This is a genomic window from Micromonospora matsumotoense, assembly GCF_900091525.1.
GTDB classification, from domain to species: Bacteria; Actinomycetota; Actinomycetes; order Mycobacteriales; family Micromonosporaceae; genus Micromonospora; species Micromonospora matsumotoensis.
Genome location: NZ_FMCU01000004.1, coordinates 12,743 through 31,867, shown reverse-complemented (window position 1 = coordinate 31,867; position 19,125 = coordinate 12,743). Strand labels below are relative to the sequence as shown.

Below are 19,125 nucleotides of genomic sequence, written 5' to 3'. Positions count from 1 at the left end.
CGCACCGGGCACGATTTCCCGATGGCGGGCGTACTGGTGATCGAGGACGACGACCGGATTCGCCTGGCGCTGCTGCTGGCCCTGGAGGACGAGGGCTACCTGGCGCGCGGGGCGGCCACGGCGGAGGAGGGGCTGCGGACCCAGCGGCAGGAGGCCGCGGACTACGTGCTGGTGGACCTGATGCTGCCCGGCCTCGACGGCTTCGAGTGCATCCGGCAACTGCGCCGCGACGACGACGTGCCGATCGTGGTGGTCAGCGCCCGCGACGACACCCACGACATCGTCGCCGCGCTGGAGGCGGGCGCGGACGACTACCTGGTGAAGCCGGTCGCCATCAAGGAACTCTCGGCCCGGCTGCGGGCGCTGCGCCGGCGCGGTCGTACGGCCGCGTCGGTGTCCTCGGCGGCGGTGCCGGTGCTGGCGTTCGGCCCGTTGGAGATCAGCCCGGAGGCCGGCGAGGTACGCCGGGCCGGCCAGCCGGTGCCGGTGACCCGCACCGAGTTCCGGTTGCTCTGCGAGCTGGCCGAGCACGCCGGCCGGGTGCTGTCCCGGCAGCAACTGCTCAGCCGGGTGTGGGGCTACGAGACCGGCGACGAGCGGCTGGTCGACGTGCACGTGGGAAGGCTGCGGCAGAAGATCGAGGCCGATCCGGCCAACCCCCGGCACCTGGTGACCCTGCGGGGCCTCGGCTACAAGCTGCAACGATGAGGCGTCTCGGCCTGCGGGCCCGGGTCACCGCCGCCTTCGCGATCGGGGCGCTGCTGCTGTCGGCGCTGATGGCGCTGATCTCGTACGAGCTGGTGCGCCGCTCGCTGCTCGACGAGCGGGAGCGGACCGCGCTGCGGGCGGCGTACTTCGACGCGGCGGTGGTCCGGGCCGGCCTGGACACCGACACCCCGGACGTCTACGAGGTGCTGCGCACCCTGGACACCGGTGGCACCCGCCGGGCGCTGGTGCACCGCGACGGCCGCTGGTACGCCCGGACCGCCGACGAGGGCCCGTCCGGCGCGGTGCCGGCGGCGCTGCTGGCGATGGTCGCCGACGGTGAGCCGGCGGTGCAGCGGGTCCGGGTCGACGGGCAGCCCGCGCTGCTGGTCGGGGTGCCACTGGCCGACTCCACCGGCTACTACGAGATCACCTCGCTGCGGGAGTTGGAGCAGACGTTCCAGGTGCTGGCGTTGGCGCTGACCGTGGTGGCGGTCACCGTGGCCGGCTCCGGCGCGGCGTTGGGCTGGTACGCCACCCGGCACGGGTTGCGCCCGTTGACGGCGGTGGCCGACGCGGCGGAGAAGATCGCGGCGGGGGACGTCACCGCCCGGCTCGCTCCGGGCACCGACCCGGACCTGGCCCGGCTCTCCACCTCGTTCAACCGGATGGCCGACGAGGTGGCGGTACGCATCGAACGGGACCGCCGGTTCGCCGCCGACGTCGCCCACGAGCTGCGCTCGCCCCTGCAGACGCTGTCGGCGGCGGCCAGCGTGTTGTCCCGGCGTCGCGACGGGCTGGACGACCGGACGGCCACCGCCGCCGGCCTGGTCAGCGAGGAGATCTCCCGGTTCCAGCGGTTGGTCAACGACCTGATCGAGCTGGCCCGCAGCGACCGGCCGGTGCAGCGGGAGGACGTCGACGTGGTGGCGCTGGCCCGGGGGGCGTGCCGGGGGCGGGGGCTGCCCGAGTCGCTGGTCGGTGGCGGCCCTCCCGCGCCGGGGCGCTGGTCGGTGGACCCCCGGCGGGTGGAGCAGGTGCTGGTCAATCTGTTGGACAACGCGGTCCGCTACGGCGGTGGCCCGGTCGCGGTGCGGTTGTGGGTCTCCGACGGGGTCGGGGTGGTGGAGGTCGACGACGAGGGTCCGGGGGTGCCGGTGGCCGACCGGGAGGTGGTCTTCGACCGGTTCGTACGGGGGCGGGCCGCGCACGACCGGGCCGGCGGGGACGGCACCGGGCTCGGGTTGGCGCTGGTCGCCCAGCACGCCGCCGCCCACGGCGGCCGGGCCTCGGTCAGCGACCGGCCCGGCGGCGGCGCCCGGTTCCGGGTGGAGTTGCCGGGGGCCCGGCCGTGACCCGGCGGCGGCGTTCCCCGGCCGTGACCCGGCGGGTGTCGTCGTCGGGGCGGTGGCTGCTACCGCCGGTGGTGGCCCTGCTGCTGCTCGCCGGCTGCGGGGTGCCGGCCGACGAACAGCCCAGGGCCGTCGAGCCGCCGTTCGGGCCGCCGGCCGCTCCGGCGGCGAGCAGCGTCCCGGGCCGGGTGGAACAGGCGTTCTGCCTGGTCCGGGCCGGCCGACTGGTCCGGGTGCTCCGGCAGGTCGACGCGGCCGGTGGGGCGGACGGGCACCTGCGTCGGCTGCTGGCCGGCCCCGACAACGCCGAGCGGGTGGCCGGCTTCGGCACCGCCCTGCCCGGTGCGGTGCACGTGCTGGGGGCCAGGCTGGTCGACGGGCGGGCCCAGGTGGAGGTGGAGCCGCTGGGGGAGGAGTCCGGTCGCAGCGACGAGGTGCTGGCCTACGGTCAGATCGTCTGCACCCTGGACAGCCGTGCGGACGTCGCCGGGGTGTCGTTCCTGCTGCGGGGCCGACCGCTGGAGGTGCCCCGGGCCGACGGTTCGCTGTCGTCGGGCCCGTTGACCGCCGCCGACTATCCGGCGGTCACCGGCCCGGACTGACGGCCACGCCGGGCCCGGGGCACGACCAGCGGGGTGCCGGTCTCCGGGTCCTCGACGATCCGGCAGGGCAGCCCGAACACCTCCTCGACGAGCGCGGCGGTGACCACCTCGCGCGGGTCTCCCTGGGCCACCACCCGGCCGTCGCGCATGGCGATCAGGTGGGTGGCGTACCGGGCCGCGTGGTGCAGGTCGTGCAGCACCGCGACCAGGGTGCGGCCCTGCTCCTCGTGCAGCCGGGCGCACAGGTCGAGCACCTCGATCTGGTGCGCGACGTCGAGGTAGGTGGTCGGTTCGTCGAGCAGCAGCAGAGAGGTCTGCTGGGCCAGCGCCATCGCGATCCAGACCCGCTGCCGCTGCCCGCCGGAGAGTTCGTCGACGGGCCGGTCGGCCAGCTCACCGACGCCGGTGGCGGCCATCGACCCGGTGACCACCCGCTCGTCCTCGGTGGACCATTGGCGCAGCAGGCCCTGGTGCGGGTAGCGGCCCCGGGCCACCAGGTCGGCCACGGTGATGCCCTCCGGCGCGACCGACGACTGGGGCAGCAGACCGAGGGTGCGGGCCACCTCCCGCGAGCGCAGCGAGTGGATGTCCCGGCCGTCGAGCAGCACCGTGCCGGCGGCCGGCCGCAGCGTCCGGGCCAGGGCACGCAGCAGGGTGGACTTGCCGCACGCGTTGGGGCCGATCACCACCGTGAACGACCGGTCGGGCACGGCCACCGACAGGTCCCGGGCCACCACCCGCCGATCGTAGGCCAGGGTCAGCCCGACCCCGCCCAGCCGACTCTCCTGGGTCACCGCGTCCTCCTCAGATCCGGGCCGCGCGTCGTCGCGCGGCGAGCAACCACACCAGGTAGGCCCCGCCGATCAGCCCGGTGACCACCCCGACGGGGAGCTGGTGACCGTCGATCGCCCGCTGCGCGGCCAGGTCGGCGGCGAGCAGCAGCACCGCCCCGGTCCCGGCGGCGGCGGCCAGGTTCGGGCCGGGTGCCCGGGTGAGCCGGCGGGCCAGGTGCGGCGCGACCAGGGCGACGAACGAGACCGGACCGGCGGCGGCGGCCGCCCCGGCGGCGAGCAGCACCGCCGCCCCGAGCAGCAGTTGCCGGACCAGGGACACCGGCACGCCGAGCGCGGTGGCGGTGTCGTCACCCAGCTCGATCAGGGACAACGCCCGGGCGGTCCCGACCACCACCGGCGTCAGCAGCGCCAGCAGGCCGAGCAGCGGGACGGCCTGCGCCCCGCCCCGCCCGTCGAGGCTGCCGGTGAGCCAGAGCACGGCCCGGGCCGCGTCCATCAGTGGGGCCCGGGTGAGCAGCCAACCGTTGACGCCGGTCAGGATCGCCGTGGTGCCGATGCCGACCAGCACCAGCCGGTAACCGTGCAGGCCGTGCCGGCCGACCACCGCCCACAGCAGCAGGCCGGTGGCGAGTCCGCCGAGCAGCGCCGCGCCGGAGAGCAGCAGGGTGCCGCCCCCGGCCACCACCACGATCAGCGCGCCGGTCGCCGCGCCCTGGGTGACGCCGAGCACGTCGGGGCTGCCCAGCGGATTGCGTACCAGCGACTGGAGGATCGCGCCGGACAGTGCCAGGGCGGCGCCGACAGCGAGCGCGGTCACCAGCCGGGGCAGTCGCAGCTCGCCGACGATGAAGTCCTCGGCGGGGCTGCCGCCGCCGGTGAGGGTACGCAGCACGTCGGCGGGGCTCATCGGGTAGTCGCCGCCGCCGATCGCGAGCACCCCGAGGACGACGGCCAGGGCGGTGGCCCCGAGTCCGACCACCAGGGACCGGCCCCGCCAGCGCACCGAGCGTCCCCCGCACCGGAGCACCCGCGCCGCCGGGCGGGTGCGGGGGGACGGGTCGACCGGCCGGGTGAGCTTCATCGGCGGGCCACCAGACGCAGGAACAGCGGCCCGCCGAGCACGGCGGTGACCAGGCCGACCTGGAGTTCCCCGGGTCGGCCGAGGACCCGGCCGAGCACGTCGGCGCCGAGCAGCAGCACCGGGGCGAGCACCGCCGAGTAGGGCAGCAACCAGCGCAGGTCAGGGCCGGTCAGCGCGCGTACCAGGTGGGGGACGAGCAGGCCGACGAAGACGATCGGGCCGCAGGCGGCGGTGGCCGCGCCGCAGAGCAGGGTGACCGCGGTGACGGTGCCGGCCCGGACCAGGGCGGGGCGGGCGCCGAGTGCGCGGGCCGCGTCGTCGCCGAGGGCCAGGGCGTTGAGCGGACGGGCCCCGGCCAGCCCGACCAGCAGGCCGCCCAGGATGAACGGGGCCACCGTGGCGACGGTGGTGAAGTCGGCGGTGGCCAGCGAGCCGACGGTCCAGAACCGCAGCCGGTCCAGCGAAGCCGCGTCGAGCAGCATCACCGCGCTGACGTACGAGTAGAGCACCGCGTTGAGGGCGGCCCCGGCCAGCGCCAGCCGTTCCGGGGTGGCCTGCCGACCGCCGCCGACCGCGTGTACCGCCACCGTGACGACCACCGCCCCGAGCAGGGCGAACCAGATCCACCCCCGCACCGTGGCGACGCCGAGCAGCGCGGTGGCGGTGGCCACGGCGGCGGACGCGCCGGCGTTGATGCCGAGCAGGCCGGGGTCGGCGAGCGGGTTGCGGGTGAGCGCCTGCATGAGGGCGCCGGCCACTCCGAGGGCGGCACCGGCGAGCAGGCCGAGCAGGGTACGGGGCAGCCGCATCTGCCGCACCACCGCGTGCTCGGGGGAGGTGGTGGAGATCAGGCCGTGCCACACCTCGACGAGGGTGAGCTGTTTCGCGCCGACGGCGATGCTGAGCACCGCCACCGCGACGAGCAGCAGCAGGCCCGTGCCGAGCCCGACGGCCCGGACGCCGGTGCGCCGGCGGTTCGGCGCCGCCCCCGGCGGGGTGGCGGGTGGGGCGAGGGTGGCGGACAGGGTCGGCTCCAGGAGGGGAGAGCGGCGCGCGGCGGCTGTTGGCAGCGGTTCAGGTTGGTTACCGTAATTGTGCCGTCGCGGACCGTCGCGGTCCGGGCCTGATCGAAAGACGTCACATGTTGCCTTTCTCGTCCGCACCCCGACTCTCCCGCCGGGGTCTGCTCGCCGCCGGCGGCGGCGCGGCCCTGACCGCCCTCCTCGCCGCCTGCGGCGGGGGCGACGACCCGGCGAAGCCCGCCGCCGGCGGAGCCGCCGGCCCGTGGAGCTTCACCGACGACCGGCAGCGCAAGGTCGACGCGCCCACCGCGCCGACCCGGGTGGTCGCCTTCACCGGGGTGGCCGCCGCGCTCGTCGACTTCGGACTCGACTCCCCGCTGGTCGGCGTGTTCGGCGAGACCACCCGGACCGACGGCTCCCGTGAGCCGCAGGCCGGTGACCTCGACGTCGACCAGGTCACCGTGCTGGGCAACGTCTGGGGCGAGTTCAACGTGGAGAAGTACGCCGCGCTGCGCCCCGAGCTGCTGGTCACCCACATGTACGACCCGGACGCCCTCTGGTACGTCCCGGACGAGAGCCGCGACAAGATCCTCAAGCTCGCGCCGAGCGTGGCGATCGCTACCGCGCGGACCCCGATGACCCGCCCGATCGAGCGCTACGCCGAGCTGGCCCGCTCGCTCGGCGCGGACCTGTCGGCCACGAAGGTCACCGACGCCAAGGCCCGCTTCGAGGCCGCCGCCGAGCAGGTGCGGGCGGCGGTCAAGGCCAACCCGGGCATCCGGGTGATGGCCTCCTCGGGCAGCCCCGACCTGTTCTACGTCTCCAACCCCAAGGTCAGCACCGACCTGATGTACTTCGCCGAGCTGGGTGTGGAGATCGTGCTGCCGACCAAGCTGGAGGCCGGCGACTACTTCGAGGCGCTGAGCTGGGAGAACGCCGGCAGGTTCCCGGCCGACCTGATCCTGCTCGACAACCGTTCCACCGCCCTGCAGCCCAAGGACCTCGCGGCCAAGCCCACCTGGGCGCAGCTGCCGGCCGTCAGGGCCAACCAGGTGACCCCGTGGGACGCGGTGCCCCGCTTCTCGTACGCGGGCGCGGCCCCGCTGCTGGAGAACCTGGCCACCGCGATCCGCTCCGCCAAGCGCCTCGGCTGACGCCGACGCCGACCGGCGTGACCCGGTGGCAGGCGGGGGTGTCCGGGTGTGGACCCCACCGCCGGCCACCGGGTGTCACCGCACCGCTGTTCGTCGGTCGGGTGTCGCCGATCTCCGCCTCGCCGCTCCGGTGCGCCAGCCGCCGGGGGTGAGGGGGACGACGAGGCCGGTTCAGGCCGCTTCGACGGTACGCGCGCGCCGCGTGGGTCGACCGGGCTGCTCCCGTACGGTGCGTCGGTCGTCGACGACGGTCGTCACGTCGCCGGCCATGGTCAGCGCCCGGTGGGCGTTGCGGGCGGCGTCGCAGGGCCACTCCTGGTGTTCGCAGAGCAGGTTGTCGCAACGCCCGCCCTGGTCGGGATGGTGCGCGTCGATCACATCGAGAGCCATTCGCCACAGGAGTGGATCGGTCACCCCGGCAGGCACGGTGGCTCGGGTATGTCGCTGTGGGCGGTCGGTGTCGGGCATGGTCTCCCCCTTTGTCGGTACCGAAGAAGAGTCTCCACCGGGCCGGGGGGCAAAACCAAGCGACCTTGGTGGGGATCACCACTCCTCCCTTGCTGTGCAACTCGTTGCATAGCAGGATGCCGGCATGGCGCTCGAACACGCGATCCTCGTCTCGCTGCTGGAGCAGCCGGGCTCCGGCTACGAGCTGGCGCACCGCTTCGACCGCTCCATCGGTCGCTTCTGGACCGCCACCCACCAGCAGATCTACCGGGTGCTCGGGCGGATGGGGGCGGACGGCTGGATCACCGCCGAACAGGTCGACCAGCGCGGCCGGCCCGACAAACGACGCTGGTCGGTCACCGACCCCGGCCGGGCCGTGCTCACCGACTGGCTCCGTGAGGAGGTCCAGCCGGAGGCGGTGCGCCACGAACTCGCCGTCAAGGTCCGGGGGGCCGCCTTCACCGACCGGGCCGGCCAGGTCGCCCTGCTCGTCGAGGTCGCGCGGTACCGCGCCGACCACGAGGCGGTGCTCGCCCGTTACCTGGCCGGCGAGCGCCGCGACTTCCCCGGGACCGTCCCCGCCGACGACCGCGCCGCCCTCCAGCACGTCGTGCTGCGCGGCGGCATCGCGTACGAGCGGATGGTGCTGGCCTGGCTGGACGACGTCCTGGCCACCCTGCGCGGTCTGGACCACTGACCCACCCGCGCGCGCGGACCGCTGACCACCTCCGGAGAAGGGACCACCTCGCGATGGCCGACAACCTGCTGCTCGACCCGCACCGCTACGACCCCGACCATCTGGACGAGGAGTCCCGCCGGCTGTTGCGGGCCACTGTCGACTTCTTCGAGCAGCGCGGCAAGAAGGCGCTGGTCGACAGCTACAACGACCACACCTGGTACGCCGACTTCCTGGACTTCGTCGCCAAGCAGGGGCTGTTCGCGGCGTTCTGCACCCCGGCCGCCGACGGTGGCGGCGACCCGGCCAAACGCTGGGACACCGCGCGCAACGCCGCGCTCAGCGAGGTGCTCGGCTTCTACGGTCTCGGCTACTGGTACACCTGGCAGGTCACCGTCCTCGGCCTCGGCCCGGTCTGGCAGAGCGACAACGCCACCGCCCGGACCCGTGCGGCGGCCTTGCTCGACGACGGGCACGTGATGGCGTTCGGCCTCTCCGAACGGGCGCACGGCGCCGACATCTACTCCACCGACATGCTGCTCACCTCCGACGGCGCGGACGGCTTCCGGGCCACCGGCGGCAAGTACTACATCGGCAACGGCAACGTCGCCGGCCTGGTCTCGGTCTTCGGCCGCCGCGCCGACGTCGAGGGGCCCGACGGCTACGTCTTCTTCGCCGCCGACAGCCGGCATCCGGCGTACCGGCTGGTCCGCAACGTGGTCAACGCGCAGATGTACGTCAGTGAGTTCCGGCTGGAGGACTACCCGGTGCGCGCGCAGGACGTGCTGCACACCGGCCGGGCCGCCTTCGACGCCGCGTTGAACACGGTCAACGTCGGCAAGTTCAACCTCTGCACCGCCAGCATCGGCATCTGCGAACACGCCATGTACGAGGCGGTCACCCACGCCCACCGCCGGGTGCTCTACGGCCGGCGGGTCACCGACTTCCCGCACGTCCGCCGGGAGTTGACCGACGCGTACGCCCGGCTGGTCGCGATGAAGCTGTTCAGCGACCGGGCGGTGGACTACTTCCGCTCGGCCGGCCCCGACGACCGGCGTTACCTGCTGTTCAACCCGATGACCAAGATGAAGGTGACCACCGAGGGCGAGCGGGTGATCGACCTGCTCTGGGACGTCATCGCCGCCAAGGGGTTCGAGGCGGACACCTACTTCGACAAGGCCGCCCGGGACATTCGGGGGCTGCCCAAACTCGAAGGCACCGTGCACGTCAACCTGGCGCTGATCCTCAAGTTCATGGCGAACTACTTCTTCGCCCCGGCCGAGTTCCCCGGGGTGCCCACCCGGCACGATCCGGCCGACGACGGGTTCCTGTTCCGGCAGGGCCCGGCGCGCGGGTTGGGGGCGATCCGGTTCCACGACTGGCGGGCCGCGTACGCCGCCCGGGCCGAGGTGCCGAACGTGGCCCGGTTCACCGCCCAGGCCGACGGGTTGCGCGAGTTGCTCGCCACCCACCCGCCGGGCGAGGAGCAGCAGGGTGACCTCGACTTCCTGCTCGCCCTCGGGCAGCTCTTCGCGCTGGTCGTCTATGGCCAGCTCATCCTGGAGCAGGCCGGGGCGACCGGGCTGGACGCCGACCTGCTCGACCAGATCTTCGACATCCTGGTCCGCGACTTCGCCGGCCACGCCACCGAACTGCACGGCAAACCGACCGCCACGGACGCCCAGGCAGCCTGGGCGTTGACCCAGATCCGTCGCCCGGTCGCCGACGCGGCCCGCGCCGGCAGGGTCTGGTCCCGGGTGGAGGCCCTCGCCGGCCGCTACGAGATGACCCCCTGATCCCGCCCCGCTCCGTCCCGTGATCGGGTGCGAGCGGGCGACGACCCGTCGGCAGGGCCAGTCCCGGCGCGCCGGCACTGGCCCGGGCACCGAGGACGGCTTCGCCGTGCGGTGTCGGCTGACCGCCATCCGTCCCACCGGCGGTGACCGACCGGCACCGGCCGCGACCCGGACCTGTGCGCGGCACCGGCCACGACCGACGCGCCGCCGGCTCCGCCACCACCGGCATCGACTCCACCCCGACCCTCGGACTGCACCGCCCGGGGCGTGCGGTCCGGGGGTGGCGCGGCTGGGGGAGGATGCGGGCATGCTGTTGATCGTCCCCGCCGACCCGATGCGCCCCCGTCGACCGGACCCGCACTTCGCGCCGGAGGCGCAGGCCGCCCGCGAGGCCGGCCATCAGGTGGCGGTGGTCGACCACGACGCGCTCGCGGCGGGCCGCGACCCGGGGCGGGCGGTCGCCGCCGTGCCGGCCGCCGACGACGCGGTCTACCGGGGCTGGATGCTGTCCGCCGCCGGCTACGCCGCGTTCGCCGCGGCGCTGGGCGCCCGGCAGGTGACCCTGCGGACCGACCCCGACCAGTACCGTCGCGCCCACGAGCTGCCCGGTTGGTACGCCACGTCGGCGGCGCTCACCCCCGAGTCCCGCTGGACGGTCGGCGTCGACCGGACCGACTTCGACCGGGTGCGCACCGGGCTGGGCGCCGGCCCGGCCGTGCTGCGCGACTGGACCAAGTCCGCCAAGCACCACTGGCACGAGGCGTGCTTCGTCTCCGAGTTGGCCGACGCGGAGGCCGCCTGGCGGATCGCGACCCGGCTGCGCGAACTGCGCGACGACGACTTCACCGGTGGTTTCGTGCTGCGCCGCTTCGAGCCGCTGTCCGGTGTCGAGGTGCGCACCTGGTGGGTCGCGGGCCGGTGCGTGCTCACCGGCCCGCACCCGGACACCCCCGGGGAGTTTCCCGACGCCCCGGTGGACACCGCGCCGCTGACCCCCGTGCTGGCCGCGCTCGGTCTGCCGTTCGTCACCGCCGACCTGGCACGGCATGCCGACGGTCGGTGGCGGCTGGTGGAGATCGGCGACGGCCAGGTCAGCGACCGCCCGTCCACCATGGCACCGGAAGCCCTGATCGCCGCCCTCACCTGACGGCGGTCGGCGGTGGGCGGTCGGCCCAGCCGGTGGTGATCAGCAGCAGCGCGGCCAGGTAGGTGGTCATCACCCACAGCCCGTGACCGGGCAGTTCGGCACCGGTCGCGCCCACCCCGATCAGCAGGTCGGACAGGAGGAACAGCGCGCCTCCGGCGGCCACCCGCCGGGACACCCCCCAGCCGGCGGCGGCCATCAGGCTCAGCGCCAGGCTGTAGCCGAGCACCGGCAGCCGCAGGTCGCCCAGCCGGCCCCAGAGCAGCGCGTTCCCCACCGCCCACAGGGCCAGATACCCGGCGACGGCCACCGCCGGCGGCCGCCGGCGGCGCAGGAACGCCACCAGGAACGCCGCCTGGGTGCCGAGGAAACACCCCATCCCGATCAGGAACGCGGTGGTGCCGGGCACCAGCAGCGCCACGTCACCCGCCGTCGCACAGACCAGCGCGGTCGCCACCGGGTCCCACCGTCGGCGTACGGCGAGCAGCCAGCCGAGCAGCAGCGGGGCGAGCAGCGGCTTGGCCGCCCACTGCATGGCTGTCGAGTCGAGTGCGACCCCGGTCAGCTCCACGGCGGCGACCAGCCCGAACAACCCGAGCCACCACCGTCCCGCCACCCCGGCGGACCGTGGCGACCGGGCGGGCTGTGGCGTCCGGGCCGGCTGGGTCGTCCCGGCAGGCTGTGGCGTCCGGGCCGGCTGGGTCGTCCCGGCTGGCTCTGGCAGACCTGCCGGCTGTGGCACCCCGGTCGGCGGTGGCGGCACCGGCACTCCCGCCGGAGACGACCCGTCCCCGGGCTGGTACGGCCCGGGACGGCCGGGTGGGCGGTCGGGTCGGGAGCGGCTCATCGGGCGGGCTGCCAGCCGGGCCGGCCGAAGACGTGACCGAGCCGGTGCCGCCACGAGCCGGCCCGCCGGACGTCGGCCCAGATCGCGGCGTACTCGTGGGTGGCCACCCGCAGCGGGTTGTAGGTGCCGATGTTCGTCGTCAGCCCGTACCGGACGGGGGTGTGTTCCGGGGCGAAGCTGCCGAAGAGCCGGTCCCAGACGATCAGGATGCCGCCGTAGTTGCGGTCCAGGTACTCGTGGTTCGCGCCGTGGTGCACCCGGTGGTGCGACGGGGTGTTGAAGACCCACTCGACCGGTCGGGGCAGCCGGTCGATCCGCTCGGTGTGCAGGAAGAACTGGTAGAGCAGGCTGACCGACTGCTGGAGGAAGATCATCCAGGGCGGGATGCCGAGCAGCGCCAGCGGCAGCCAGAACGGCAGCGAGGTCATCGGCGTCCAGCTCTGCCGCAGCGCGGTGGAGAGGTTGAAGTGCGTGCTGGAGTGGTGCACCACGTGGCTGGCCCAGAACAGGCGTACCTCGTGGTGGGTGCGGTGGAACCAGTAGTAGGCCAGGTCGTCGGCGAAGAACAGCAGCACCCAGGTCCCGACGCTGGTGGGGGAGAGCTGCACCGGCGCGACGCTCCACAGCGCGACGTAGAGACCGATGGTGAGCAGCTTCCACGGGAAGCCGACCAGTTGGCTGCCGGCACCCATGGTGAGGCTGGTGGTGGTGTCCCGCCGCTCGTAGCCGCGTTCGTCGTCGTCCGGAGCGAACCGGTACGACCACGCCTCGACGGCGATGAGCAGCAGAAAAGCCGGTACGGCGTAGAGCACGGCGGGGATCATGCGCGAGGCGTGCCTTCCGGGAGGCGGGCGGTGGGGACGGACGCCCGGGACGGGGCCGGTGGGGTGGGGTGGGGTGGGGTGAGCGGGGTCGGCGGGCCGGATGGCGGTCAGTTGGCGGGGTGGACGACGATCGGCTGGTCGGGCCGGCGGTCAGCCCGGTGGAGTGGCTGGCGGCTGGCGGGTGAACCGGGTGGCGGTCAGCCGGTGGGGGCGGTGAGGGAGGCGGTGAGCAGGGTGTGTGCCTCGGTGGCGGCGTCGTCGCCCCGGCCGTCGGCGATCGCGGCGGCCAGCCGGCGGTGCCCGGCCACGTCCAGCAACTCGGCCGCGCGTCGCTGCGGCGGCACCTCGCCGACGGCCAGCGCCCCGGCCACCAGGCTGTTGAAGGAGAGCAGGTAGGCGGTGTTGCCGCTGCCGGTGACGATGTGCCGCCACAGCGCGATGTTGGCCTCGGCCATGGCGGCCAGGTCGGGCGCGAGCGCGGCGAACCGCTCCACGGTGTCGACGACGACCCGCCCTACCGCCCCGCCGGCCCGGAAGGCGCAGCGCCGGGCCGCGTCGACCCCGACGCAGGCGCGCATCTCCAGCATGTCCCGGACCAGGTGCTCCACCGGCAGCACGTCGCCGGACTGGACGAGGGACAGGGCCAGGTCGAGACCGGCGTGCACCCGCCAGTCCAGCACCCGGGTGACGCCGCCCCGGCTGACCCGCAGCAGTCCGAGTTGTTGGAGCCGGCGCAGCGCCTCGCGTACGGCGTGCCGGTTGACGGCGAAGGCGGCGGCCAGCTCGCGTTCACCGGGCAGCGGGTCGCCCGGCCGGTGCCGCCCGCTGACGATGGCGTCGCGGAGCTGGGCGAAGACGTGGTCGGAGACGGAGCTGCGGGGCACGGGGACGAAGGCCACGGCAGCAGTGTGCCGGCGTACCCATCAACCCGTCAACTGGTTGGACCAGTCGTACCGAAAGAAACGGCGGCCGGGTCGGGTGACCCGGCCGCCGTCCCGACGGACCTCACGGTGGCCGTTGCCGGGGTGCCCGGGAGCGGCCGCGTGGACCTCAGGCCCGGCCGCGCTCCCGGCGGTAGCGGCGGATCAGCGCCGCCGTGGAGGAGTCGACGTCGGCCAGGTCCGGCGCGTCGCCGGTCAGCGTCGGCGCGAGCTGGTTGGCCATCACCTTGCCCAGCTCCACCCCCCACTGGTCGAACGGGTTGATGTCCCAGACCGCGCCGCAGGTGAACACGATGTGCTCGTAGAGCGCGATGAGCTGGCCCAGCGTCGACGGGGTGAGCTTCGGGGCGATGATCGAGGTGGTCGGGTGGTTGCCCGGCATCACCCGGTGCGGCACCACGTCGGCGGGCGTGCCCTCCGCCTCGACCTGCTCCTTGGTCCGGCCGAAGGCCAGCGCGGCGGTCTGCGCGAAGAAGTTCGACATGAACAGGTCGTGCATCTCGCCCAGGTCGTGATTGGGCTGGCTGAACGCGATGAAGTCCGCCGGGATCAGCAGGGTGCCCTGGTGGATCAGCTGATAGAAGGCGTGCTGGCCGTTGGTGCCCGGCTCGCCCCAGAAGATCTCCCCGGTCGGGTGGTCCACCGGCGTGCCGTCCAGGGTCACCGACTTGCCGTTGCTCTCCATGGTGAGCTGTTGCAGGTACGCCGGGAACCGGTGCAGGTACTGCGAGTAGGGCAGCACGGCGTGGGTCTGCGCGCCGAGGAAGTCGACGTACCAGACGTTGAGCAGCCCCAGCAGCGCCGGCAGGTTCCGCTCCACCGGCGCGGTGCGGAAGTGCTCGTCGACGGCGTGGTAGCCGGCCAGCAGCTCGCGGAACCGGTCCGGCCCGACCGACAGCATCACCGACAGCCCGACCGCCGACGGCAGCGAGTACCGGCCACCCACCCAGTCCCAGAAGCCGAACATGTTCGCCGGGTCGATGCCGAAGTCGGCAACCCGGCCCGCGTTGGTGCTCACCGCCACGAAGTGCTTCGCGATCGCCGCGTCGTCGTCGGCGTCCAGGCCCGACAACAGCCAGGTCTTGGCCTGCTCGGCGTTGGCCAGCGTCTCCTGGGTGGAGAAGGTCTTCGACACCACCACGAACAGGGTGGTCGCCGGGTCGAGGTCGTGGGTCTTGTCGTGGATGTCGGTCGGATCGATGTTAGAGACGAACCGGCAGCTGATCCCCGCGTCCCGGTACGCCTTGAGCGCCTCGTAGGCCATCACCGGGCCGAGGTCGGAGCCGCCGATGCCGATGTTGACCACCGTGCTGATCCGCTCGCCGGTGTGCCCGCGCCACTGCCCGGAGCGGACCCGCTCGCTGAACGCGGCCATCCGGTCCAGCACCCGGTGCACGTCGGCCACCACGTCCTGACCGTCCACGGTCAGCGCGGCGTCGCGCGGCAGCCGCAGCGCGGTGTGCAGCACCGCCCGGTCCTCGGTGGAGTTGATGTGCTCCCCGGCGAACATGGCGGCGATCCGGTCGGTCAGCCGGACCCGCCCGGCCAGCGCGGTGAGCAGCCCGATCGTCTCGTCGGTGACGAGGTTCTTGCTGTAGTCGACGTGCAGGTCGGCGACCTCGCCGGTGAGCCGCTCACCCCGTTGCCGGTCGGCCGCGAACAGCTCCCGCAGGTGGGTGCCGCGCATCGTCTCGGCGTGCTTGCGCAGCGCCTGCCATTCGTCGGTGGTGGTCACACTCGCAGCCATCGGGTCGATCTTCTCCTTCACGACGGTCGTCGGCGTCCCGCATGGTGCGCCGACGGTTCGCGTCCCAGCCTGCCACCCGGGACGCGGCCACGCGACGCGACCCGGCGCAGCCGCCGGCCCGGCGTGCCCGACGACACGCCAATGCGACAGGTGTACGACACGCCGACCACGGGACGACATCGCCTCGTCGCCGACAGTAGGCTCGCCGTGCCCCGCCCCTTCGGCCCGGGAGGACCCATGGCGACGGTGATCGGCCCCCGCCGTTCGACCCCCACGGACGGACCCGACGAGGCCGCCGGACCGGCGGACGACGGGCTGGACCTGCCGGAGCTGGCGGACGGCGGCTGGATGCACCACGCCACCGAGTTCGCGCACACCAGCTTCCGTGCGGTGGCCCGTCGGCTGCCCCGGCTGGTGCGCGAGGCCATCGCGTTGGCCTGGGCGACCAACCGGCGCGACACCCTGGTCGCGATCGGCCTCAACCTCGCTGCCGGGGTGATGACCACGCTCGGCCTGCTCGCCACCACCGGCGTGCTGCGCGAGCTGTTCGCCGCCGGCCCGACGCCGGACCGGGTCCGTGCCGCGCTGCCCGCGCTGGTGCTGGCCGCGGCGGCGGTGACCGCGAAGGGCACGCTGACCGTCACCGCCGGCTGGGCGCAGGCCCGGCTGATTCCGCAGATCAACTACGCGGTGGAGCTGCGGCTGTTCGAGACCACCACGGCGGTCGAGCTGGCCGCCTTCGACGACGCCGGCTTCGCCGAGGAGATGGACCGGGTCCGCGACCGGGGGATGGCCGAGGCGGCATCCATCGTGGACCACACCGTCAACCTGATCACGGGGGTGGTGGGGGTGCTGGCCACCGCCGCCGCGGTGACCGTGATCCAACCGGTGCTGCTGCCGTGCCTGCTGCTCGCCGCAGTGCCCGAGGCGGTCACCGCGGTCAGGATGGCCCGCCGGCAGTACCTCGACATGCTGGCCCGGATCAACCGTCGTCGCCGGATGTGGATGCTGGCCCACCTGATGGCCAATCGGCACACCGCCGCCGAGGTCCGGGCCTACCAGATGCGGGACTTCCTGCTCACCGAGTTCCGGCGGATGATGACCGTCGAGACCGCCGCGCTGCTGCGGCTGGCCCGGGCGCAGAGCCGGACCCGGGCCGTCGGGATGTCCGTCGGCGGGATCGCCGCCTTCGCGATCTACGCCGTGCTCGGCGGCCTGCTGCTCACCGGCGTGGTCGCGTTGGCCGCGGCGGCGACCGCCCTGCTCGCGCTCCAGTCGGCGCGCAGCAGCCTCGCGCTCGCCGTCTATGCCACCAACAACCTCTACGAGGACGCCCTCTACTACCAGGACTACCGGGACTTCCTCGACCGGGCCGACAGCCGCACCGCCGCCGGGCAGGGGCGGCCCGCCGCCGGCTTCGAGTGCATCGAGCTGGACCGGGTCAGCCTCCGCTATCCGGACACCGACGCCCCGGCGGTGGACGAGGTCAGCCTGACCGTCCGGCGGGGTGAGGTGATCGCCCTGGTCGGCGAGAACGGCTCCGGCAAGACCACCCTGGCCAAGCTGATCGCCGGTCTCTACCGGCCCACCGGCGGGGTGATCCGGTGGGACGGGGTGGACGTCGCGGAGCTGGACCCGGCGGCGACCGCCGCCCAGGTGGCGGTGATGACCCAGGAGTGGTGGAAGTTCCCCTTCACCGCCGCGCAGAACATCCGCATCGGCCGGTACGACCGGTCCCCGGACGCGGCCGGTCCGACCGTCGAGGACGCCGCCCGGTCGGCCGCCGCGCACGACATGATCGCCGGTCTGCCGTTCGGCTACGACACCCTGCTGGCCCGGGAGTTCAAGAACGGCCACGACCTCTCCGGTGGGCAGTGGCAGCGGCTGGTGGCCGCCCGGGGCCTCTACCGCGACGCCCGGTTGCTGATCTGCGACGAGCCGTCGGCGGCCCTCGACGCCCGCGCCGAGCACGCGCTCTTCCAGCACCTGCGTCGACGGCCCGACCGGACGGTCGTGCTGATCACCCACCGGTTGGCCAACGTCCGACACGCCGACCAGATCTTCGTGATGGACCACGGTCGGCTGGTGCAGCAGGGCAACCACGACGCGTTGATGGCCGCCGACGGACCCTACCGGGAGCTGTTCGAACTCCAGGCGAGCGGCTACCTCGCCGCCTCCGAGTAGCGGCGGCTCCGGCGGCACCGGGCCGAGTGGTGGCGGCTCCGGCATCGACGTTCGTTGAACTTTCGGAGGTGTTTCGATAGCGTCAACCGGGTAACCCCTCGACCTCGGCGATGGCGGCTGAGCGACGGCACAGGCGGGCGTGGCCTCCGGGCGACCACCCCGCCCCCCCAGGCCGGCCACCGCACTCGGGCGAAAGGTCGGGACGGTGCACCCCTCACCGTCTTGAAAGGCCTCTGCCATGAACCATGTGTCCGCCCGCAGCAGCGGGCGTCGGACGACACCACCGCGGCTGCGTGCCGCACTGGCCTCGATCGCCATCGGCGTGGTCGCCGTCGGCACCACCCTCGCCCTCGCCTCCAGTGCCAGCGCCGGCACCGCCCTCGGTGCCACCGCCGCCGAGACGGGCCGCTACTTCGGCGCCGCGGTGGCGGTGAACAAGCTCTCCGACTCCGTCTACGTCGGCATCCTGAACCGTGAGTTCACCATGGTGACCGCCGAGAACGAGATGAAGTGGGACGCCACCGAGCCCAACCCGAACCAGTTCACCTACACCGGCGGCGACCGGCTGGTCAGCCACGCCCAGGCCAACGGGATGCGGGTCCGCGGTCACGCGCTGGCCTGGCACCAGCAGCAACCGCGCTGGACGTCGGTCCTGTCCGGCAGCGCCCTGCGCAGCGCGATGATCAACCACGTCACCCAGGTCGCCACCCACTACCGGGGCAAGATCTACGCGTGGGACGTGGTGAACGAGGCGTTCGCCGACGGTGGCAGCGGTGGGCGGCGTGACTCCAACCTGCAGCGCACCGGTGACGACTGGATCGAGGCGGCGTTCCGGGCCGCCCGGGCCGCCGATCCGGGCGCGAAGCTCTGCTACAACGACTACTACACCGACGGGCAGAACGCGAAAAGCAACGGCGTGTACGCCATGGTCCAGGACTTCAAGGCCCGGGGCGTGCCGATCGACTGCGTCGGCTTCCAGTCGCACTTCACCGGTCAGTCGCCGGTGCCGTCGGACCACCAGGCCAACCTCCAGCGTTTCGTCGACCTCGGCGTCGAGGTGCAGATCACCGAGCTGGACATCGAGGGCTCTGGCAGTTCCCAAACCGACAGCTACTCCCGCGTGGTCAGGGCTTGCCTGGCGATCTCCCGCTGCACCGGCATCACCGTCTCCGGCATCCGGGACACCGACTCGTGGCGGGCCAGCGCCACCCCGCTGCTCTTCGACGGCAACGGCAACAAGAAGGCCGCGTACACCTCCACGCTGAACGCGCTCAACGCGGGCGGTACCACCGTTCCGTCGACCCCGCCGCCGACGACCCCGCCCACCACGACCCCGCCGCCCGCTGACGGTGACTGCACCGCGTCGGTGTCGCTCAACTCCTGGCCCGGCGGCTTCGTGGCCACCGTGAAGGTCATCGCCGGCTCGGCGGGGCTCAACGGTTGGGTGGTCAGCCTGAGCCTGCCGTCGGGGGCCACCGTCACCGACGCCTGGAGCACGCAGAACACCAGCACCTCCGGTGCCGTCAGCTTCCGCAACGTCAGCTACAACGGTGCCGTCGGTGCGGGGGCCAGCACCGAGTTCGGTTTCCAGGGCACCGGCAAGGGTCCCACCGGCACGGCCACCTGCGCCCGCGCCTGACCCCGGTCCGATCCCGGACCCCACCCCGGCGCGGCGGCGGCGATCGTCGCGCCGGGGCGGCCGGCCGCCCGTCGCACCCGGGCGGCCGACCGATCCACGCGGCGAGGGTGACCCGCCGCCCGGCACCCGCCGGGCAGCCCTGCGGCCGGTGGCCCCGCCGCGGGGAGGGC

Annotated in this window: 17 protein-coding genes; 9 read left to right on the top strand and 8 right to left on the bottom strand. The window is 73.8% G+C overall.

Features of this window, described 5'->3' with window-relative positions; translation table 11 throughout:
- Window positions 1-21: 21 nt before the first annotated feature.
- The 3 genes from GA0070216_RS10070 to GA0070216_RS10060 are packed head-to-tail and all read left to right on the top strand — an operon-like array spanning window position 22 to window position 2,659.
- On the top strand, window positions 22-708 hold the full coding sequence (locus GA0070216_RS10070; protein WP_091242866.1) for a response regulator transcription factor: 687 nt from the start codon (window positions 22-24) through the stop codon (window positions 706-708).
- A complete protein-coding gene (locus tag GA0070216_RS10065) occupies window positions 705-2,060 on the top strand; it encodes a sensor histidine kinase (protein ID WP_091242864.1) in 1,356 nt (451 codons plus the stop codon). The genes GA0070216_RS10070 and GA0070216_RS10065 overlap by 4 nt, the downstream gene beginning before the upstream one ends.
- Before the next feature lie 23 nt (window positions 2,061-2,083).
- Complete coding sequence (locus tag GA0070216_RS10060; RefSeq protein WP_245722406.1) at window positions 2,084-2,659, top strand: GerMN domain-containing protein; 576 nt, start codon at window positions 2,084-2,086, stop codon at window positions 2,657-2,659.
- Here GA0070216_RS10060 and GA0070216_RS10055 read toward each other — a convergent pair.
- The 3 genes from GA0070216_RS10055 to GA0070216_RS10045 are packed head-to-tail and all read right to left on the bottom strand — an operon-like array spanning window position 2,632 to window position 5,604.
- Entirely contained in the window at window positions 2,632-3,420 is a 789-nt protein-coding gene (locus GA0070216_RS10055) for an ABC transporter ATP-binding protein (RefSeq protein WP_218108179.1), read from the bottom strand. The genes GA0070216_RS10060 and GA0070216_RS10055 overlap by 28 nt on opposite strands.
- A gap of 43 nt (window positions 3,421-3,463) precedes the next feature.
- Window positions 3,464-4,534 (bottom strand): FecCD family ABC transporter permease, encoded by a 1,071-nt coding sequence (locus GA0070216_RS10050; protein ID WP_091242855.1) that lies wholly within the window; start codon window positions 4,532-4,534, stop codon window positions 3,464-3,466.
- Window positions 4,531-5,604: a FecCD family ABC transporter permease gene (locus GA0070216_RS10045; RefSeq protein WP_218108178.1), complete on the bottom strand. Its 1,074-nt coding sequence runs from the start codon at window positions 5,602-5,604 to the stop codon at window positions 4,531-4,533. The genes GA0070216_RS10050 and GA0070216_RS10045 overlap by 4 nt, the downstream gene beginning before the upstream one ends.
- Before the next feature lie 71 nt (window positions 5,605-5,675).
- Here GA0070216_RS10045 and GA0070216_RS10040 point away from each other — a divergent pair, with 71 nt between their 5' ends.
- Window positions 5,676-6,710: an ABC transporter substrate-binding protein gene (locus GA0070216_RS10040; protein ID WP_091242851.1), complete on the top strand. Its 1,035-nt coding sequence runs from the start codon at window positions 5,676-5,678 to the stop codon at window positions 6,708-6,710.
- 171 nt (window positions 6,711-6,881) lie between these two features.
- On the opposite strand, the gene GA0070216_RS36575 is transcribed toward GA0070216_RS10040, so the two are convergent.
- Window positions 6,882-7,100, bottom strand: coding sequence for a hypothetical protein (locus GA0070216_RS36575; RefSeq protein ID WP_245722405.1), 219 nt, complete (start codon window positions 7,098-7,100; stop codon window positions 6,882-6,884).
- A 202-nt stretch (window positions 7,101-7,302) separates the two neighbouring features.
- On the opposite strand from GA0070216_RS36575, the gene GA0070216_RS10030 reads away from it, so the two are divergent.
- The 3 genes from GA0070216_RS10030 to GA0070216_RS10020 all read left to right on the top strand — a co-directional run bounded on the left by GA0070216_RS10030 (window position 7,303) and on the right by GA0070216_RS10020 (window position 10,776).
- Complete coding sequence (locus tag GA0070216_RS10030; RefSeq protein WP_091242844.1) at window positions 7,303-7,854, top strand: PadR family transcriptional regulator; 552 nt, start codon at window positions 7,303-7,305, stop codon at window positions 7,852-7,854.
- A 53-nt stretch (window positions 7,855-7,907) separates the two neighbouring features.
- Complete coding sequence (locus tag GA0070216_RS10025) at window positions 7,908-9,629, top strand: acyl-CoA dehydrogenase family protein (protein WP_091242840.1); 1,722 nt, start codon at window positions 7,908-7,910, stop codon at window positions 9,627-9,629.
- 307 nt (window positions 9,630-9,936) lie between these two features.
- Window positions 9,937-10,776 (top strand): ATP-grasp domain-containing protein, encoded by an 840-nt coding sequence (locus GA0070216_RS10020; protein WP_091242836.1) that lies wholly within the window; start codon window positions 9,937-9,939, stop codon window positions 10,774-10,776.
- On the opposite strand, the gene GA0070216_RS10015 is transcribed toward GA0070216_RS10020, so the two are convergent.
- The 4 genes from GA0070216_RS10015 to pgi all read right to left on the bottom strand — a co-directional run bounded on the left by GA0070216_RS10015 (window position 10,769) and on the right by pgi (window position 15,132).
- On the bottom strand, window positions 10,769-11,389 hold the full coding sequence (locus GA0070216_RS10015; RefSeq protein WP_091242833.1) for a lysoplasmalogenase: 621 nt from the start codon (window positions 11,387-11,389) through the stop codon (window positions 10,769-10,771). The two genes, GA0070216_RS10020 and GA0070216_RS10015, sit on opposite strands and share 8 nt — an antisense overlap.
- A 227-nt stretch (window positions 11,390-11,616) precedes the next feature.
- The gene (locus GA0070216_RS10010; RefSeq protein ID WP_091242829.1) at window positions 11,617-12,444 is read right to left on the bottom strand and encodes a sterol desaturase family protein; all 828 of its coding nucleotides are present in this window, start codon (window positions 12,442-12,444) and stop codon (window positions 11,617-11,619) included.
- A gap of 197 nt (window positions 12,445-12,641) precedes the next feature.
- The gene (locus tag GA0070216_RS10005; RefSeq protein WP_091242826.1) at window positions 12,642-13,343 is read right to left on the bottom strand and encodes a FadR/GntR family transcriptional regulator; all 702 of its coding nucleotides are present in this window, start codon (window positions 13,341-13,343) and stop codon (window positions 12,642-12,644) included.
- A gap of 151 nt (window positions 13,344-13,494) precedes the next feature.
- Complete coding sequence (gene pgi, locus GA0070216_RS10000) at window positions 13,495-15,132, bottom strand: glucose-6-phosphate isomerase (protein WP_091243864.1); 1,638 nt, start codon at window positions 15,130-15,132, stop codon at window positions 13,495-13,497.
- A gap of 237 nt (window positions 15,133-15,369) precedes the next feature.
- Here pgi and GA0070216_RS09995 point away from each other — a divergent pair, with 237 nt between their 5' ends.
- Window positions 15,370-17,316, top strand: coding sequence for an ABC transporter ATP-binding protein (locus tag GA0070216_RS09995; RefSeq protein ID WP_091242823.1), 1,947 nt, complete (start codon window positions 15,370-15,372; stop codon window positions 17,314-17,316).
- Between the two features lie 238 nt (window positions 17,317-17,554).
- Complete coding sequence (locus GA0070216_RS09990; protein ID WP_091242818.1) at window positions 17,555-18,955, top strand: glycoside hydrolase family 10 protein; 1,401 nt, start codon at window positions 17,555-17,557, stop codon at window positions 18,953-18,955.
- Window positions 18,956-19,125 lie beyond the last annotated feature (170 nt).

Excerpts from the sequence above, each read along its gene's own strand:
- GA0070216_RS10070 (WP_091242866.1), top strand. The coding sequence starts at position 22 with ATGGCGGGCGTACTGGTGATCGAGGACGACGACCGGATTCGCCTGGCG.
- GA0070216_RS10065 (WP_091242864.1), top strand. The coding sequence starts at position 705 with ATGAGGCGTCTCGGCCTGCGGGCCCGGGTCACCGCCGCCTTCGCGATC.
- GA0070216_RS10050 (WP_091242855.1), bottom strand. The coding sequence starts at position 4,534 with ATGAAGCTCACCCGGCCGGTCGACCCGTCCCCCCGCACCCGCCCGGCG.
- GA0070216_RS10040 (WP_091242851.1), top strand. The coding sequence starts at position 5,676 with ATGTTGCCTTTCTCGTCCGCACCCCGACTCTCCCGCCGGGGTCTGCTC.
- GA0070216_RS36575 (WP_245722405.1), bottom strand. The coding sequence starts at position 7,100 with ATGGCTCTCGATGTGATCGACGCGCACCATCCCGACCAGGGCGGGCGT.
- GA0070216_RS10030 (WP_091242844.1), top strand. The coding sequence starts at position 7,303 with ATGGCGCTCGAACACGCGATCCTCGTCTCGCTGCTGGAGCAGCCGGGC.
- GA0070216_RS10025 (WP_091242840.1), top strand. The coding sequence starts at position 7,908 with ATGGCCGACAACCTGCTGCTCGACCCGCACCGCTACGACCCCGACCAT.
- GA0070216_RS10020 (WP_091242836.1), top strand. The coding sequence starts at position 9,937 with ATGCTGTTGATCGTCCCCGCCGACCCGATGCGCCCCCGTCGACCGGAC.
- GA0070216_RS10010 (WP_091242829.1), bottom strand. The coding sequence starts at position 12,444 with ATGATCCCCGCCGTGCTCTACGCCGTACCGGCTTTTCTGCTGCTCATC.
- pgi (WP_091243864.1), bottom strand. The coding sequence starts at position 15,132 with ATGGCTGCGAGTGTGACCACCACCGACGAATGGCAGGCGCTGCGCAAG.
- GA0070216_RS09995 (WP_091242823.1), top strand. The coding sequence starts at position 15,370 with ATGGCGACGGTGATCGGCCCCCGCCGTTCGACCCCCACGGACGGACCC.
- GA0070216_RS09990 (WP_091242818.1), top strand. The coding sequence starts at position 17,555 with ATGAACCATGTGTCCGCCCGCAGCAGCGGGCGTCGGACGACACCACCG.